The sequence below is a fragment of the Adlercreutzia sp. DFI.6.23 genome (assembly GCF_024462535.1).
Taxonomy (GTDB): Bacteria; Actinomycetota; Coriobacteriia; order Coriobacteriales; family Eggerthellaceae; genus Adlercreutzia; species Adlercreutzia rubneri.
On sequence record NZ_JANGBP010000003.1, the window covers coordinates 153,055 to 167,824 of the forward strand.

Sequence of the window (14,770 nt, forward strand, 5' to 3'; positions counted from 1 at the left end):
ATGGCCAAACCAAAACTCGATAGCGCAGGCATCAGCCTCTTCTGCGAGAGCGTTGCCATGATGCTGGCGGCGGGCATCCAGACTGACGAGGCCGTGGGAATGCTCTCCGAGGACATTGGGGATGTGGCTCTGCAGGCGACCTGCGAGAGCGTTTACGGGCGCCTGTGCGCCGGGGATACGCTGGCGGTCGCCATGAAGGCGTCCGGCGCCTTCCCCCGCTACGCCGTGGACATGGTGGGCGTGGGCGAGGCCTCGGGCCGCCTGGAGGAAGTGCTGCGCTCCCTCGGCGTCTACTACGACGAGGAGGACCGCCTCTTCGCGAAGATTCGCTCGTCGGTGGGCTATCCGGCGGCGCTTCTGTGCATCATGAGCATCATCTTGGCCTTCACGGTCATCATCATCCTGCCGGTGTTCGAGGACGTGTACGTTTCCATGGCCGGCTCGCTCACCGACGGCTCCTCGGGGGCCGTGGGCGTGTCGGTGGCCATCGGTTGGGTGGCGCTGGGCATCACGCTCATCTGCGCCATCGTGGCCGTGGGCGCCGCCATCGCCTGCCGCTCGGAAGCGGGGCGCATCGCGGTGATGCACCTTATGGAGAAGTTCCCGGCCACCCGTCCCGCCATGGAGCAGCTGGCCGTGTCCCGGTTCGCCTCGGCGCTGGCCGCCTACACCGCCTCGGGTATCAACACCGACGAGGCCATGCGGCGCGCCATCGAGGTGGTGGAGCACGAGGGGCTTAAGGTGAAGGCCACGGCCGCCTACGGGCTGATGATTGACGCGGAAAGCCCGCGCTCGCTCGCTCAGGCCATCAGCGAAGCCGAGGTGTTCGAGCAAATTCACGCGCGCCTGCTCACCATCGGCACGCGCTCCGGCTCGCTGGACGCGGCGCTCGATCGCCTGTCGGCCAACTTCTTCGACGACGCCATTCTGCAAATTGACGCGGCCATCGACAACATCGAGCCGGCCCTGGCCGCCTTCCTCACCATTGCCGTGGGGGCCACGCTCATTTCGGTCATGCTGCCGCTCATCGGCATCATGGGATCGATCGGCTAGCCATCATGATTCACGGGAAGACAGCCCAGATGCAGCAGCGGCGCACCCGGCGGGTGGTTGCCGTCATCGCGGCCGTGGTGCTGGCCGTGCTGCTGTGGTTTGCCTGGGATATGACGAGCGCCCAGACCGAGGCCCAATCGGCGGCTTCGGTGCGCACGGCGGTGCTGGATGCGGCCATGCAGTGCGCGGCGGTGGAAGGGGCCTATCCGGCGCGCCTCAGCTATTTGGAAGAGCATTACGGGCTCATTGTGAACCACCAGGATTACGCGGTCACCTATGAGGCCTTCGCCTCCAACGTGCCGCCCAGCGTGGTGGTGGTGCCGCGATGACCGAGAAGCTGAAAGGGGCGACCCGGCTCGCCTCGTCGAGCAAGACCTACGGGGCCGGCGGTGTGCGGCGTCAGCGCGAGCGCGATTTCGGGCGCGTGTTCACAGGGCTTCTGTTCGCGCTGTTCGTGGCGACGCTGCTGATGGCCATCCTGGCCGGCACCGACGTGTATCGCGGGCTGAACCGCGAGGGAGACGCGGCCGACAACCAGCGGCTCTCGCTTACGCTGCTTGCCAACGATGTGCGGGCCAACGACCAGATTGATGCGGTGGCCTGCGCTTGGGTGACCGAAGAGGGAGTCGACATGGTCGTCGCCCAAGGCCGCGAGGAGCTGGGGCTGCCCGAAGCAGCCGGCGCCAGCGACACGCGCTGCCTTTTGGACGGCCCGGCCCTGGTGCTGCGTGAGACGCTGCCCTCCGGGGCGTACGAGACGCGCCTGTACCGCTACGACGGCGTCATCATGGAGGAGTACGCCCTGGCCGATGCCCCCTACGACCCGTCGAAGGCCACGGCCATCGTGCGGTCGTCCGTCTTCGACTTCTCCTACGGGGGAGGATTGCTGACCATCGTCACCGATGCCGGACAGACGTCGGTGGCTCTGCGCGCGGCGGGAGGTGATGCGTGATGGCCGGAGGATCCGAGAGTCGTCGCTCCATGGCGTCCGCTTCTGTGGCCGCCCATAGGGCCGAGGCGAATGTCGCCGACGCGCGCCTGGCCCGTTACAACGACCGCATCGGACGCGTACGCAAGGAGCGGGCCGTGTGGCCCGGCGCCGCCTTCATCGTGGAGGCGCTGCTTCTGCTCGTGTTTCTGACGGGCTCGTTGGCGGTGCTCATGAACCTGAACGCCGAGGCCGACCGCATAGGTCGCGAGAGCGCCGATCTGATGGACGGGCTCGTGCTGGCCTCGAACGTGGCCGAGGAGTTCGCTGCCGATCCGATTGCCTTCAAGGAAGCCTACGAGGCCGACCCCATGGCCGATCGCTGGTTGTCGCAGCCGGCGCACGAGGTAGAGAACGGCTCCGACCTCTTGTCCACCGAGTGCACGTTTCGCACCGAGGACACCGAAGCCGGGACGATGCACTACCTGACGCTTGAGGTGTGGAAGGTGCGGGTTCTTAATGACTCGGCCAAGGCAGCCGAGGAAGGCATTGGATTTGCCCCTGGCGGTCTTTGCTTCGAGAAGTGCGAAGAGAGCCCCGTGTACGCGCTGGAGACGTCGCGCTATGTGCCCGCCGACGGTGCCCGTACCGCCCGTTCGGCTACCGGTGCGGCCGACGATGCGACGCGGTCGGTCGTGCTGGATGATCCTGCGGCGCCGCCCGTGGTGGGCGCGACCGGCGGTCCGGCCGCCGATGGCGCGGACGCGGCTCCAACCGAAGGGGAGGTGTCCCATGGCTAAGCCCCACGGTTCGGTGCGCATCGGTCCTATCAGCCTGTTCACCCTCATCATTGTGCTGTGCCTTGCGGTGCTCACGGTGCTTTCCGTCACCACGTCGCTGGCGGAGCTTTCCACCACCGAGCGCCAAGCCGCAACCACCACCGAAACGTACCAGCTGGAATCCGTCGGCCAGCAGTTCGTCGCCGACATTGACGCTGCTTTAGCCGAAGGTACGTTGGAGGATGTTCTGCAGCGTTACAGCGACTCGGCCGTTCGCGACGGCGAGCTCATCTCGGCCACGTTCTCGATGGAAAGCGGACGCACGCTGGCCATCGTGCTGCGGATTCAAAACGATACCTACACCATTGAACAATGGAAAGTCACAACGGAATGGACCGACGACGGCACAGGCGAGAACCTGTGGCTCGGCTAGAAAGATAAGGAGAGCTTCTATGGAACTGAAGGCACTGCTGCAGGAAATGATCGACAAGAAGGCCTCGGATGTCTTCATCGTCGCGGGCCTGCCGCTGACCTACACCGCCGACGGCCGTCAGGTGCGCATGGACATGGCACCGCTCATGCCCGCCGACACCAAGGAGCTGGTGGACGCCATCTACGAGCTGTCCGGCCGCAACGAGCAGATCTTCATGGACGGCCACAACCATGACGACGACTTCTCCTTCGCCGTGCCGGGCATGGGGCGCTTCCGCGTGAATGTGTTCCGCCAGCGCGGGTCTTTGGGTGCCGTCATTCGCGTCATCCCCTTCACGCTGCCGAATCCCGCCGACTACCACATCCCCGACGACGTCATGGCCTGCGCCGACTTCCAGAAGGGCCTCGTGCTGGTCACCGGTCCTGCGGGCGCCGGCAAGTCCACGACGCTGGCCTGCATCATCGACAAGCTGAACAAGGCGCGCACGGGGCACATCATCACCATGGAAGACCCCATCGAGTACGTGCATCGCCACGAGGGCTGCATCGTCACCCAGCGCGAGATTCCCTCCGATGTCGCCACCTACGCCGAGGCGCTGCGTAGCGCGATGCGCGAGGCGCCGGACGTCATCTTGCTCGGCGAGATGCGCGACCAGGAGACCATCGGTACGGCCATGACCGCCGCCGAGATGGCCCAGCTTCTGTTCTCCACGCTGCACACCACCGGGGCCTCTTCCACGGTGGATCGCATCATCGACGCCTTCCCGGCCAACCAGCAGCGTCAGATTCGCATGCAGCTGTCGCTCGTGCTGCAGGCCGTAGTGAGCCAGCAGCTCGTGCCCACGGTGGACGGGGGTATCGTACCCGTCTTCGAGATCATGACCGCCACGCCGGCTATCCGCAACCTCATCCGCGAGGAGAAGACCCACCAGATCGACTCGGTCATCGCCTCGTCGTCCGGCGCCGGCATGCGCACCATGGACCAAAGCCTGCATCGCCTGGTGAAGGAGGGCACGATCTCCAAGGAAGTGGCCTTGCAGCACGCCATCCACCAGGAAGCCCTGAAGAAGCGCTTCGAAACAGAAGGGATGTAGCGTTCCGTTCGCCCTTCGGGACGAACGGACCGGCCGACGCTGCGGTTCCGACTGGCACCTGCCCTTGCCATTCAGCGCTTTCCCTCACGGCCCGAAGGCCGCTCGGCCGCGCTTCAAGGCAATTGCAGGCACCAGTCGAAACCTCGCTGACATTACGAACGACCAGTGTGATAAGGAGTAGGCATTAATGGGTAAATATGATTGGAGAGTGGGTAAAGAGTACCGCGAGATTCGCTATGAGTTGTGCGATGGGGTGGCGAAGATCTCCATTAATCGGCCCGAGCGGCGCAACGCGTTCACCCCGCTGACGGTGATGGAGATGTACGACGCTTTCTCCGAGGCGCGCGACGATGCGTCCGTAGGTGTCATTCTGCTGACCGGTGTGAACCACGGCGGCCGCCACGAGGACGAGGCGTTCTGCTCCGGCGGCGACCAGAAGAAGCGCGGCAACGGGGGGTACGTGGGCGAGGACAACATCCCGCGCCTGAACGTGCTCGATTTGCAGCGGCTCATCCGCGTCGTGCCCAAGCCCGTCATCGCCATGGTGAACGGCTACGCCATCGGCGGAGGGCATGTGCTCTCTATTCTGTGCGACCCCACCATTGCGGCCGATACGGCGAAGTTTGGCCAGACCGGGCCTAAGGTGGGCTCTTTCGATGCCGGCTACGGCGCGGGGTATCTGGCCGCCATCGTGGGTCAGAAAAAGGCTCGCGAGATCTGGTACCTCTGCCGCCAGTACACGGCCGACGAGGCGTTGGAAATGGGCCTCGTGAACAAGGTCGTGCCCTTCGACGATTTGGAAGACGAGTGCATGGCCTGGGCCGCCGAGATGATGCAGTTTTCCCCCACGGCCCTGCGCTTCATGAAGGCATCGTTCAACGCCGCCACCGACGGCCTTGCGGGTCTGCAGCAGCTGGCCGGCGACGCCACACTTCTGTACTACACCACCGACGAGGCCAAGGAGGGCCGCGACGCCTTCAAGGAGAAGCGCGCCCCCGACTTCACCCAGTTCCCGAAGTTTCCGTAGGATGCTTCGCCCCCCTGCCGCAGCCGGCGGGGGGGGGGGGCTTCCTGTGCCCTGTTCAGCTTATCGCGCCCAAGGAGTTCCACGAGCCGTTCATGATCGATATCTTCGAAAGCACCGCGCAGTTGCGCCCTGAGGCCGTGTTCTTCACGGCGGTCGATCGGCGCGGCAACGAGACGGCCTACACCTATCGCCAGGCGAGGCTCATCGCCTCTCAGCTCGCGCGGCGGCTGCGGGATAAGGGCGTCTTCCCAGGCGATGCGGTGGCGGTGGATCTGCCGAACGGCCCCATGTACGTGTTCCTTGCCTTGGCGGCGGCCTACGGGGGATTCGCCCTGGTGGCGTTGAACCATCGGCTGACCGATGCCGAGAAGCTCACGCGCGTGCTGGAACTGGAGCGGGCGGGATTGCGCGTAGCCTACACGGTAGATGCGGCCGGCGAGCCCAAGCTCTTCGAGGCGGTGTGCAACTCGCTTCTGCGCAACGAGCGGGCGGGACGGGTGGACGACTCCCTCGGCGGCTCAGTCGAGGATGCCATCCACTTCGCCGAACGAGCCGCCCGTGTCTTCGATTCCGGCCATCGGGCCCTCATCATGTTCACCTCCGGCACGACGGGCAAGCCCAAGGCGGCCGAGCTCACCTGGGGCAACCTCGTGGAGGCGTCGAAGGCGTCGAACCGGGTGCTTTCCGGGCGCGTTCGGGGGCGCGGCCTGTGGCAAGCGGTGCTGCCGTTTTTCCACGTGGGCGGTTTTCAGGTGCTCGTGCGCAGCGTCTGCAGCCGCTGGCCTCTGCGTATTTACGAGCGCTTCGACGCGGCGGCGGTGCTGCGTGACGCCGAGGTGATGCACGCCACCCACATCTCGGTGGTGGACAAGATGCTGCAGGACATGCTGAATGCGCGGCCGAGCGCGCTGGCCCAGTACGAGTGCGTGCTGCTCGGCGGCGGCCCGCTGAACGCGAAGACCGTGGCCCGGGCTCTGGAGGCCGGCGGGCGCGTGTATGCCAGCTACGGCATGACCGAGACGTCGAGCCAAGTGGCGAACACGCTGATCACGCCCCAGTTCACGGGAGGTATGCGGCTTCTGCCAGGTTATTCGGCCCGTATTGTGGAACCGGACGCAGCCGGCTTCGGCCGTTTGGCCCTGCGCGGGCCGGGGGTGTTCGGCGGCTACGCCAACGCTCGGGCGCCCTTCACCGTGGACGGTTTCTTCCTCACGGGCGATACGGCGGCGCTGCACGACGGCTGCCTTTACGTGCGCGAGCGCACCGGCGACATGTTCATTTCCGGCGGTGAGAACGTGTACCCGGCCGAGATCGTCGATGCCCTGGTGCGCATTCCCGGCGTGGCCGACGCCTACGTGTTCGGCCTGCCCGACGCGCGCTGGGGCCGGCGCCCGGCAGCGGTGGTAGAGCTGACGCCGGACGCCCCGCTCATCAGCACCCGGGTGTTGCGGGAGACGCTTTCCAAGCGGCTGTCGAAGCTGTACGTGCCCGAGCAGATCTCCATCGTGGACGAGTTGCCCCGTTCGGGTATTGGCAAGATCGACCGCGCCGCTTGCGAGGCGCTGTTCAGCGAGAACATCGACATCCGACGCGTGGTGCTCCACCATGGGCGTCTACCGTTTTCGAGGCCCTTCAAAACGCCGAAGGAGACGCTGACTTACCGCGATACGGTCATTGTTGAGGTGATCGATCGCAAGGGCCGCGTGGGGCTGGGGGAGTGCACGGCCTTCGATACCGACTGGTATCTGCCCGAGACCCTCGGCGACGACGTGCGCGTGTTGCGCGAGACGCTGGCGCCCCGGGTCATCGCCGGCACGTACCTGCACCCGCGCGAGGTGGCGGCCGACCTGTTCTCGCTGGAAGGCGCGGAGGCGTTCCCCATGGCGGTGAGCGCTTTGGAGATGGCCTGCTGGGACTTGTACGGCAAGGTTACGGAAAAACCCCTGTGGAAGCTGCTCGGCGAGGAGTTCGACCGTATGAACCGGGTCGCTGCGGCCCTCGAGGGAGACGACGCCGCTGTGGCTTTGGCGCACTCCGGGGATCGACGCGGGGCGACGCGCAAGGTGTACAGCGGCGCGGTGGTGGGTCTGGGCACGCCGGCCCAAACCGTGGCCGAAGTGCGCGAGTGCGTGGACGCGGGCTATCAGCGCATTAAGTTGAAGGTGGCTCCCGGTCGCGGGCTTCCGGCGGTGCGCGCGGTGCGTCGGGCGTTCCCGCATCTGCTTATCACCCTGGACGCGAACCAGAGCTTCGGGCTGCACAACCTGGCCGAGCTGCGCTCCTACGACGAGCTGGACATCGGCTGGATCGAAGAGCCATTGAACCTGGCCGCCGCCGGGGGCGAGCGGGCGCTGCGCGATCCGTTCACGCGGCTTGCGTCGTTTCAGCATACGCTGGCCATGCCCATCTGCGTGGACGAGTCCTTCGTGAACGCCGAAGAGGCCGCCGGTCTGTTCGATCATCCGGAACTGCGCTGCGCCATGGTGAAGATCGGGAAGTTCGGCGGCATCGAGCGCTCGCTCGCCTTCGTGCACCGGGCGCTGGCTGAAGGACGCGAGGTGTGCATGAGCGGCATGTACGACACCGGCGTCTCGCGCTTTGCCCACGCGGCTTTCCAAACGCTGCCCGGAGTGGTCATCCCCGGCGATCTGGGTGCCACGGCGCGTTACTTCGACGCCGACCTCACGGTGCCTGCCTACACGGCTCCCGACGGCATCATTACGCTGAACGCCCCGGGCCATGAGGCGGGCATCGGCTGCTCGCTGAACATCGCGGCGGTGGCCGCCGTTCGGCAGCATCGCTATGTCATCGAGTAGGCGCGGACGCACCTGGCTCATCTGGCAGGCCTTGTCCCTAAAATCGTGAATTTTGAGCCAATTAACCGCAAGGCAACAATCGTTCAGGTGCACCATTTATACTTTGACCTATCGTTGAAACACTAAGACGGAGGATTTCATGGGCGGCTTTTTCGGAGCGGTTTCCAAGCGCGATGTGGTGATGGACGTTTTCTTCGGCGTCGATTACCACTCGCATCTCGGCACGCGTCGGGCGGGCATGATTGTGCTTGACCACGAGGATGGCTACCAGCGTCAGATTCACTCTATCGAGAACACGCCGTTCCGCACGAAATTCGAGGACGACATCGTGCGCTTTCATGGCACGAGCGCCATCGGATGCATCTCGGATGCCGACCCGCAGCCGCTGCTCGTGCGCTCGCATCTGGGCACGTTCGCTATCACGACCATCGGAGCCATCAATAACGCCGAGGCCTTGGTGGAAGAGTACTTCGAAGACCACGATGCGCAGTTTATGGCGCTCAGCTCTGGCGCGGTGAACTCAACCGAGCTGGTGGCAGCGCTCATCAACCAGAAGGACGACCTGGTCGCCGGCATCCAGTATGCCCAATCGAAGATCGACGGATCGCTCACGTTGCTCATTATGACCGAGGATGGCGACATCATTGCGGCCCGCGATTTCATGGGCCGCTTGCCCGTGCTCGTGGGCGCCGACGATGACGGCCACTGCGTCGCCTTCGAGAGCTTTGCCTACCACAAGCTGGGCTATCACGATGAGTACGAGTTGGGCCCGGCGGAGATCGTGCGGCTTGCGCCCGATGCCATCGAGGTTTTGGCGCCGGCTCGCGACGAGATGAAGATGTGTGCGTTCATGTGGGTGTACTACGGGTACCCGAACTCCAATTACGAGGGCGTGAACGTGGAAGTGATGCGCTACCGCAATGGCGCCATCATGGCCCGCGACGAGGCGGCGCGCGGCGCGTGCCCCGAGGTGGACTTCGTGGCCGGCGTGCCCGATTCTGGCATTCCCCATGCCATCGGCTATTCGACTGAGAGCAAGATGCCCTTCGGGCGCCCGTTCATCAAGTACACGCCCACCTGGCCGCGCTCGTTCATGCCGGCGAACCAGGATCTACGCAACAAGATCGCCAACATGAAGCAGGTACCGGTGCCCGAGCTCATTCGCGACAAGAAGCTGCTGTTCGTGGATGACTCCATCGTGCGCGGCACTCAGCTGCGCGAGACGGTGAACTTTCTGTACGACTCCGGTGCCGCTGAGGTACACATGCGCAGCGCGTGCCCGCCCATCATGTACAGCTGCAAGTATCTGAGCTTCTCGTCTAGCAAGTCGGACATGGATCTCATCGCACGCCGGGTGGTCGACCAGCTGGAAGGCGAGGAGGGCGTGGCGCACCTGTCCGAGTACGCCGACGCCCGCACCGAGCGCGGCCAGTGCCTGCTGAAGACCATCTGCGAGGACATGGGCTTCGATTCGCTGAGCTACCAGAGCCTCCAGGGCATGATAGAGGCCATCGGCATCGATCCGGAGAAAATCTGCACCTACTGCTGGGACGGCCGCGAGTAACTAGCGCATGAACGCGTCGGCCTCTTCGAGGTCGGTTGCTTGGGTTTCGGCCCGCTTGCAATCGAGGACGGCCGTTTCGGCGGCCGTTTTGCCTTCTGGGCCGCGATCTTTTCGGCTCGCAGGGGCAAATACTCGCTGACGACGATGCCGACGAAGATGAGGGCAAATCCCAGGTAGGCGGAAATCGCCGGCGCCTCGCCCAAGAGCAGGATGGAGAACGTCACGCCGAACACCGATTCGGTGGCAAGGAACAGCGCCGCCTGGGCCGGATCAACGCGGGCCACAGCGGCGTTTTGCAATCCTAGGGCCACACAAGAGGCAAACACGGTGATGTAGATGAGGCTCATCCAAGTGTCGGCGCCCAACTGGCTGAAGTCAGGCATGGGCTCGGTGATAAGCCCGGTGATGAGTCCCAGCAGGCCCGCCACGATGAACTGAATGACCGTGAGCAGCATCATAGAGCGTCCCGGCGCGTACTTCGCCGTGTACAGCACGTGGAAGCTCAGCCAGAGAGCCGAGGCCAGCGTGATGAAGTCGCCGAAGCGCAGCGAGAACTCGCCGATGCCGGCATAGGCCACGCAACCCACGCCGGTGACGCACAGGATAGCCGCCGCAATGTTGTAGCGGGTCGGTCGCTTCTGGATGATGATCCATCCGAGGAAGGGGATGATCACGCAGTAGAGCGTGGTGAGAAACGAGCTGTTGGAGGCGGTGGTGTCGGTGAGTCCCGTGGAGTTGAACCAGTAGGAGAGGAACAGAAAGACGCCCAGCACCGCGCCGTCGCGCAGATGTCCGCGCTTGTTGCGGGCGAAGGCGCGGGAGATGCGCGGCGCCGTGGCAATGCCGAGGATGATGCCGGCAAAGGTGAAGCGCACGCCCACGATCCAAGCGGGCGGGAACTCGTCGACGGTGGACTTGATGACCACCGTGCCCATGCCCCAAATGGCGGCCGCCAAAAGCAGCGCCGCCTTGTAGGCCCATGAGGGCAATCCGTTTTGTCTGATCTGGGAAAGCATAGGCGGCATCATAGCACGGAGCAGAGTGATCATCCGTGTGCGATGCGACAAATCGTGCTGGAGGCTATTGGGACGGCAAACATGTGCAGGAATTGTGCCGAATGAGGCGAAGTGTGATCGAAGACTTGCAATTCGCGCTCAGGCGAGTAATATATATCCTCGCCCTTTGAGGTAACCCATTGCGGGGTGGAGCAGTCTGGTCAGCTCGTCGGGCTCATAACCCGAAGGTCGGTGGTTCAAATCCGCCCCCCGCGACCAAGAATTGTCAGCCGCTGAGTTCGCTCGGCGGCTTTTTTGTTTAGCATGAGAAGTGCGATGGGCTTGGGGAAGACGTTCTTGGGGATGCCTTTTTGGACGCGATAAGTCGACGATCTCTCGGCACATCCAAAATGTTTTCGATGAGGGAGAACTCGAAGAATGCTCAACTGTTGCAAATTTTGCAACAGTTCAAGTCGAGGGAGGGCGCGAGGTTGAGCGTCTGGTCGAGCACTACAACCTCGATGTCATCATCTCTGTAGGTTATCGCGTGAAGTCCCAGCAGGGCGTTCGTTTTCGGCAATGGGCTACGTGCGTTCTCAAGGAGTACGCTGTCAAAGGTTTCGCGCTCGATGATCGCCGGCTCAAGGACGGTCGCAGCCGCTATTTCCGCGAGCTGCTGCAGCGGGTTCGCGATATTCGTTCTAGCGAACGCAACCTCTATCAGCAGGTAACGGACATTTATGCGACGGCCATCGACTATGATCCGAAATCCTCTATGATGCGCACGTTCTTCGCTACCATGCAGAACAAACTTCATTACGCTGTTCACGAGCACACGGCGGCTGAGGTCATCTACGACCGCGTCGACCGCGACAAGCCGCTTGTGGGTATGACGACGTTCGATGGCGACTACCTCACTAAAGCTGACGTATGCATTGCGAAAAACTATCTCACCGAAAAAGAGTTGCAAACGCTCAATCTGCTGGTCGCTCGTTTTCTCGATTATGCCGAATTGCAGGCTCTAGAAGAGCGAGCGATGACCATGGCTGAATGGGTTGAAGAGCTTGATCGGGAAATCGTCAACTCACGTCGAGCGCTGCTCGAAGGGCATAGAGCCATCTCCCACAAGCAGGCTATCGAGAAAGCCGAGAAGGAGTTCGAAGCTTACCAACGCTGTCGGTTCAGATGATGTATGACATGCTCCGCGATAAAGGTGCCCGCAAGTCTGGCGCTATAAGTGCTGTTGATGTCGATCGTTTTATAACGCGCATGCGCCCTGAGGAAAGGGTTGCGCGCGCTGAGAGCTTTGCACAACGATGGGAGATCGAGAGATAGTAGGCTCTTTGTCGCCGTAGCCATGGTTCCTCCCGTGCAGCTTGGGTGGCGGATGGACCCTGAACGAACTGCGCAAGGAGACGTTCTTCTCAGGGCTTGCTTGGCGTGTAGTAGACACGATTAGTGGTTGAGCCTTCAGCGACGAGCAACCTGCCATCAGCAAATTGAGGGATCAAGTGTCGTGGTGTCCGTTCACTGATTTCAAGCTCTGCGGCGACCTCAAGGATTGCCCGTTCTCGTGCGTTACGGCCGGTAGCCGCCTGTTGGAATTTGAGCAAGAGGTTGGGCAGTGCCAGCGAAGAGAGTTCCACTGAATCTTGATAGATGGCGTGACGCTCATAGTGGTGCCTACTGGATGGATGGAAGGCGGGTGCGTTCTTCCGATTTTTCCGTTGTCCGTATTAACTGAATATGAGAAAATATTCAGCGTAAACGGACAATGAGGAGGAGGAGGTGGTGGTGGGGGTGCAGGCTATCATTGACTTGGCGGAATCGAGCAGCGGCCTGGTGACGACGGCGCAGGTTGTGGACGCCGGGATTCCCCGTGCGCGAATTTCGGACATGGTGAAGGCGGGCAAGCTTGAGCGTGTGCAGCGTGGCGTCTACCGCATGGCGGACGCATGGGAGGACGAATTTCTTGCCGCACAGCTCCGCTTCCCCAAGGGCATTCTCTCGGATGGAGCTGCTCTCTACCTCCATGGCTACGCTGACCGCGTGCCGTTTCAGCTTACGATGACCTTCCCGCGCTCGTACGGAGCTACCAAGGTGCGTGAGGCGGGCATCGAGGTGCGCACGTGCGCGGATGAGGTGCTCGGCCTGGGGCTTACGACGGTCAGAACCCCGTACGGCAACGAAGTGAGCGCCTATGACCTGGAGCGCACGCTCTGCGACATCGTCCGGGGGCATCGCGCCGTTGACGTGCAGGTGGTCAACCCGGCGATGAAGCAGTACGTCCGCAGCCGCGAGAAGGACGTCCAGAAGCTGCTGGGCTACGCGCGGGCGCTTGGTGTGGAGAAAAAGATACGCAACTATCTGGAGGTGCTGCTGTGAGAACTAAAAATGCGATGCAGCTCAAGGCCATCATCAGCAATCGCGCCAAGGAAGGAGGGGTGCCCCCGCAGCTCGTGATGCAGAGTTACCTGCTCGAACGGTTGCTCGAGCGGATATCCCTCTCGCCCTGGCGTGACAGCGTTGTCGTCAAGGGAGGCGTGCTCATCAGCTCGCTGATGGGCGTTGACAGGCGGAGCACCAAGGACCTCGACGCGACGGTTCGCGGCTTCCCGCTTACCCACGAGAATGCAGAGAGGGCGTTCCGCGAGATCGCGGCCGTGGAGGCCGATGACGACTTCTCGTTCGAGTTCGTCCGCACGGAGGACATACGCGAGACAGATGACTACCCGGGCATACGCGTGCACCTGTTGGCCAGTTATGAGAAGATGCGCTCGCCTGTCACCGTCGATGTGACCACGGGCGACAAGATCACGCCCGACGCTGTCGAGTACAGCTATCCTCTCATGTTCGACAACCGCTCACTCTCGCTAATGGCTTACCCGCTCCCCACCACGCTGGCGGAAAAGTTGGAGACGGTCGTGAGCCGCGGCATCGCGAACACACGCCCGCGCGACTACTACGACCTGCGCATGCTCTGGCTCACAAGGAGGGCGGAGGTGGAGCCAGACGTGCTCCGGGACGCCCTTGCGGCTACATCCGGGAAGCGCGGCACGCTTGCCGCGATGGGCAGCTACCGCGCGGTGATGGCCGAGGTGGCCTCCGACGCCGTCATGCGGGATCGATGGGCGGCGTACGCCCGCAAGTATCCGTACGTGGGCGACATGACCCTCGCCGGGACATGCGAGACGGTTGTAGCGATCATGGAGGCCATTGACTGGCAGGCGTGCTTTGCTGAGTAGCTACTGCGCAATACTGAGTAATCAATCATTACGCAATATGTAACACTGTTGTGGGTCGCGAGAGCTTTGACCCCCTCCATCCAACAACCCGTCACGGCAGAGTTTTTGAAGGGTGGCGAAAGCGGTTTTGCAGGTAACGCCCGCGGTGTCAACGAGAGCCTTCGTCGTCCTACTTTCCTTGCGACCATAAAAGAGCCGCCGAGCTCATTCGATCGGCGGCTCTTTCGCTCTGTTTTAGTGCCGGCAGCAGCCGTGGCTGTGATGGTGGCCGGGTTTGCGGTCGCGACAGCTCTTGACGGCGATGGTGCGGTAATCGACGCTCATGGCCTTGCAGTTCTCAATCACCTTGCCGGTCAGTTTCAGCAGGCACTCGCGTTCCTTGTCGGACAGGCCCTCCAGCACCTCGTCGGCCGCGCGGTCCTCGGCGGCCAGGCGCTTCTCGACGACCATGGTGCCCTTGTCGGTCAGCGCTACGGACAGCTTGCCCTTCTTGCTGGTGGCAAAGCGCACGTAGCCGTTCTCCTGGGCCTTCTCGGCCACGCGAACGACCTCGTGGCCGTCCCAGCCGAGACGCTCCTCCAGCTTCTTCAGCGACAGTTTCCCGTCGCCGAACTTGTAGAGCACCTTACACATGGCGCCCTGCCCGCTTTTGAAGCTGCGCGGGCCGCACTTGTGCATGGCCAGCTTGCTGTAGTTGGTCGCCACTTTCAGTTGATGCAGAACCTGAGTCGATTCAATCATGATGAGCCTTCTTTCGTCGATGGACGCCCGCAGGGGCAGGCGCGACCTCCATCTTAGAAGCCCCCGACGTCGCCGCGCCAGAAGCAGCCGCCAACC

Annotated in this window: 14 protein-coding genes and 1 tRNA gene; 13 read left to right on the forward strand and 2 right to left on the reverse strand. The window is 63.0% G+C overall.

Features of this window, described 5'->3' with window-relative positions:
• The 9 genes from NE591_RS03795 (at nt 1) to NE591_RS03835 (ending at nt 9,693) form a co-directional block, all read left to right on the forward strand.
• The gene (locus tag NE591_RS03795; protein ID WP_114538946.1) at nt 1-1,053 is read left to right on the forward strand and encodes a type II secretion system F family protein; all 1,053 of its coding nucleotides are present in this window, start codon (nt 1-3) and stop codon (nt 1,051-1,053) included.
• A 29-nt stretch (nt 1,054-1,082) separates the two neighbouring features.
• Nucleotides 1,083-1,382 (forward strand): hypothetical protein, encoded by a 300-nt coding sequence (locus tag NE591_RS03800; protein ID WP_022741581.1) that lies wholly within the window; start codon nt 1,083-1,085, stop codon nt 1,380-1,382.
• Nucleotides 1,379-2,005: a DUF4860 domain-containing protein gene (locus tag NE591_RS03805; protein ID WP_227069407.1), complete on the forward strand. Its 627-nt coding sequence runs from the start codon at nt 1,379-1,381 to the stop codon at nt 2,003-2,005. The genes NE591_RS03800 and NE591_RS03805 overlap by 4 nt, the downstream gene beginning before the upstream one ends.
• Complete coding sequence (locus NE591_RS03810) at nt 2,005-2,781, forward strand: hypothetical protein (RefSeq protein WP_227069408.1); 777 nt, start codon at nt 2,005-2,007, stop codon at nt 2,779-2,781. Before NE591_RS03805 ends, NE591_RS03810 begins: the two co-directional genes overlap by 1 nt.
• Nucleotides 2,774-3,193, forward strand: coding sequence for a S4A5 electrogenic sodium bicarbonate cotransporter 4 (locus NE591_RS03815; protein WP_173114938.1), 420 nt, complete (start codon nt 2,774-2,776; stop codon nt 3,191-3,193). The genes NE591_RS03810 and NE591_RS03815 overlap by 8 nt, the downstream gene beginning before the upstream one ends.
• Before the next feature lie 19 nt (nt 3,194-3,212).
• Complete coding sequence (locus NE591_RS03820; protein ID WP_256156337.1) at nt 3,213-4,286, forward strand: type IV pilus twitching motility protein PilT; 1,074 nt, start codon at nt 3,213-3,215, stop codon at nt 4,284-4,286.
• A 187-nt stretch (nt 4,287-4,473) separates the two neighbouring features.
• Nucleotides 4,474-5,313, forward strand: a complete 840-nt coding sequence (menB, locus tag NE591_RS03825) for a 1,4-dihydroxy-2-naphthoyl-CoA synthase (RefSeq protein ID WP_256156338.1) — start codon at nt 4,474-4,476, stop codon at nt 5,311-5,313.
• Nucleotides 5,314-5,405: 92 nt separating this feature from the next.
• Nucleotides 5,406-8,129, forward strand: a complete 2,724-nt coding sequence (locus tag NE591_RS03830; RefSeq protein WP_227069410.1) for an AMP-binding protein — start codon at nt 5,406-5,408, stop codon at nt 8,127-8,129.
• Between the two features lie 139 nt (nt 8,130-8,268).
• On the forward strand, nt 8,269-9,693 hold the full coding sequence (locus NE591_RS03835; protein ID WP_227069411.1) for an amidophosphoribosyltransferase: 1,425 nt from the start codon (nt 8,269-8,271) through the stop codon (nt 9,691-9,693).
• Here NE591_RS03835 and NE591_RS03840 read toward each other — a convergent pair.
• Nucleotides 9,669-10,709 (reverse strand): DMT family transporter, encoded by a 1,041-nt coding sequence (locus NE591_RS03840; RefSeq protein WP_227069412.1) that lies wholly within the window; start codon nt 10,707-10,709, stop codon nt 9,669-9,671. The two genes, NE591_RS03835 and NE591_RS03840, sit on opposite strands and share 25 nt — an antisense overlap.
• Before the next feature lie 180 nt (nt 10,710-10,889).
• On the opposite strand from NE591_RS03840, the gene NE591_RS03845 reads away from it, so the two are divergent.
• From NE591_RS03845 to NE591_RS03860, 4 genes are all read left to right on the forward strand, one after another.
• A tRNA-Met gene (locus NE591_RS03845) sits at nt 10,890-10,967 on the forward strand.
• Between the two features lie 52 nt (nt 10,968-11,019).
• Nucleotides 11,020-11,877 carry a virulence RhuM family protein gene (locus NE591_RS03850; protein WP_227069413.1) on the forward strand — a complete coding sequence of 286 codons (858 nt, stop codon included), beginning with the start codon at nt 11,020-11,022 and terminating at the stop codon, nt 11,875-11,877.
• A gap of 599 nt (nt 11,878-12,476) precedes the next feature.
• Nucleotides 12,477-13,073, forward strand: coding sequence for a type IV toxin-antitoxin system AbiEi family antitoxin domain-containing protein (locus tag NE591_RS03855; RefSeq protein WP_227069414.1), 597 nt, complete (start codon nt 12,477-12,479; stop codon nt 13,071-13,073).
• Nucleotides 13,070-13,933 carry a nucleotidyl transferase AbiEii/AbiGii toxin family protein gene (locus NE591_RS03860; RefSeq protein ID WP_114538955.1) on the forward strand — a complete coding sequence of 288 codons (864 nt, stop codon included), beginning with the start codon at nt 13,070-13,072 and terminating at the stop codon, nt 13,931-13,933. Before NE591_RS03855 ends, NE591_RS03860 begins: the two co-directional genes overlap by 4 nt.
• A gap of 234 nt (nt 13,934-14,167) precedes the next feature.
• Here NE591_RS03860 and NE591_RS03865 read toward each other — a convergent pair whose 3' ends face one another.
• Entirely contained in the window at nt 14,168-14,674 is a 507-nt protein-coding gene (locus NE591_RS03865; protein WP_227069415.1) for a MarR family winged helix-turn-helix transcriptional regulator, read from the reverse strand.
• Nucleotides 14,675-14,770 lie beyond the last annotated feature (96 nt).

What these genes read in the sequence shown, in the direction of transcription:
- NE591_RS03830 (WP_227069410.1), top strand. Translation starts at nt 5,406, where the DNA reads ATGATCGATATCTTCGAAAGCACCGCGCAGTTGCGCCCTGAGGCCGTG.
- NE591_RS03865 (WP_227069415.1), bottom strand. Translation starts at nt 14,674, where the DNA reads ATGATTGAATCGACTCAGGTTCTGCATCAACTGAAAGTGGCGACCAAC.
- NE591_RS03800 (WP_022741581.1), top strand. Translation starts at nt 1,083, where the DNA reads ATGCAGCAGCGGCGCACCCGGCGGGTGGTTGCCGTCATCGCGGCCGTG.
- menB (WP_256156338.1), top strand. Translation starts at nt 4,474, where the DNA reads ATGGGTAAATATGATTGGAGAGTGGGTAAAGAGTACCGCGAGATTCGC.
- NE591_RS03820 (WP_256156337.1), top strand. Translation starts at nt 3,213, where the DNA reads ATGGAACTGAAGGCACTGCTGCAGGAAATGATCGACAAGAAGGCCTCG.
- NE591_RS03815 (WP_173114938.1), top strand. Translation starts at nt 2,774, where the DNA reads ATGGCTAAGCCCCACGGTTCGGTGCGCATCGGTCCTATCAGCCTGTTC.
- NE591_RS03835 (WP_227069411.1), top strand. Translation starts at nt 8,269, where the DNA reads ATGGGCGGCTTTTTCGGAGCGGTTTCCAAGCGCGATGTGGTGATGGAC.
- NE591_RS03805 (WP_227069407.1), top strand. Translation starts at nt 1,379, where the DNA reads ATGACCGAGAAGCTGAAAGGGGCGACCCGGCTCGCCTCGTCGAGCAAG.
- NE591_RS03840 (WP_227069412.1), bottom strand. Translation starts at nt 10,709, where the DNA reads ATGCTTTCCCAGATCAGACAAAACGGATTGCCCTCATGGGCCTACAAG.
- NE591_RS03810 (WP_227069408.1), top strand. Translation starts at nt 2,005, where the DNA reads ATGGCCGGAGGATCCGAGAGTCGTCGCTCCATGGCGTCCGCTTCTGTG.
- NE591_RS03795 (WP_114538946.1), top strand. Translation starts at nt 1, where the DNA reads ATGGCCAAACCAAAACTCGATAGCGCAGGCATCAGCCTCTTCTGCGAG.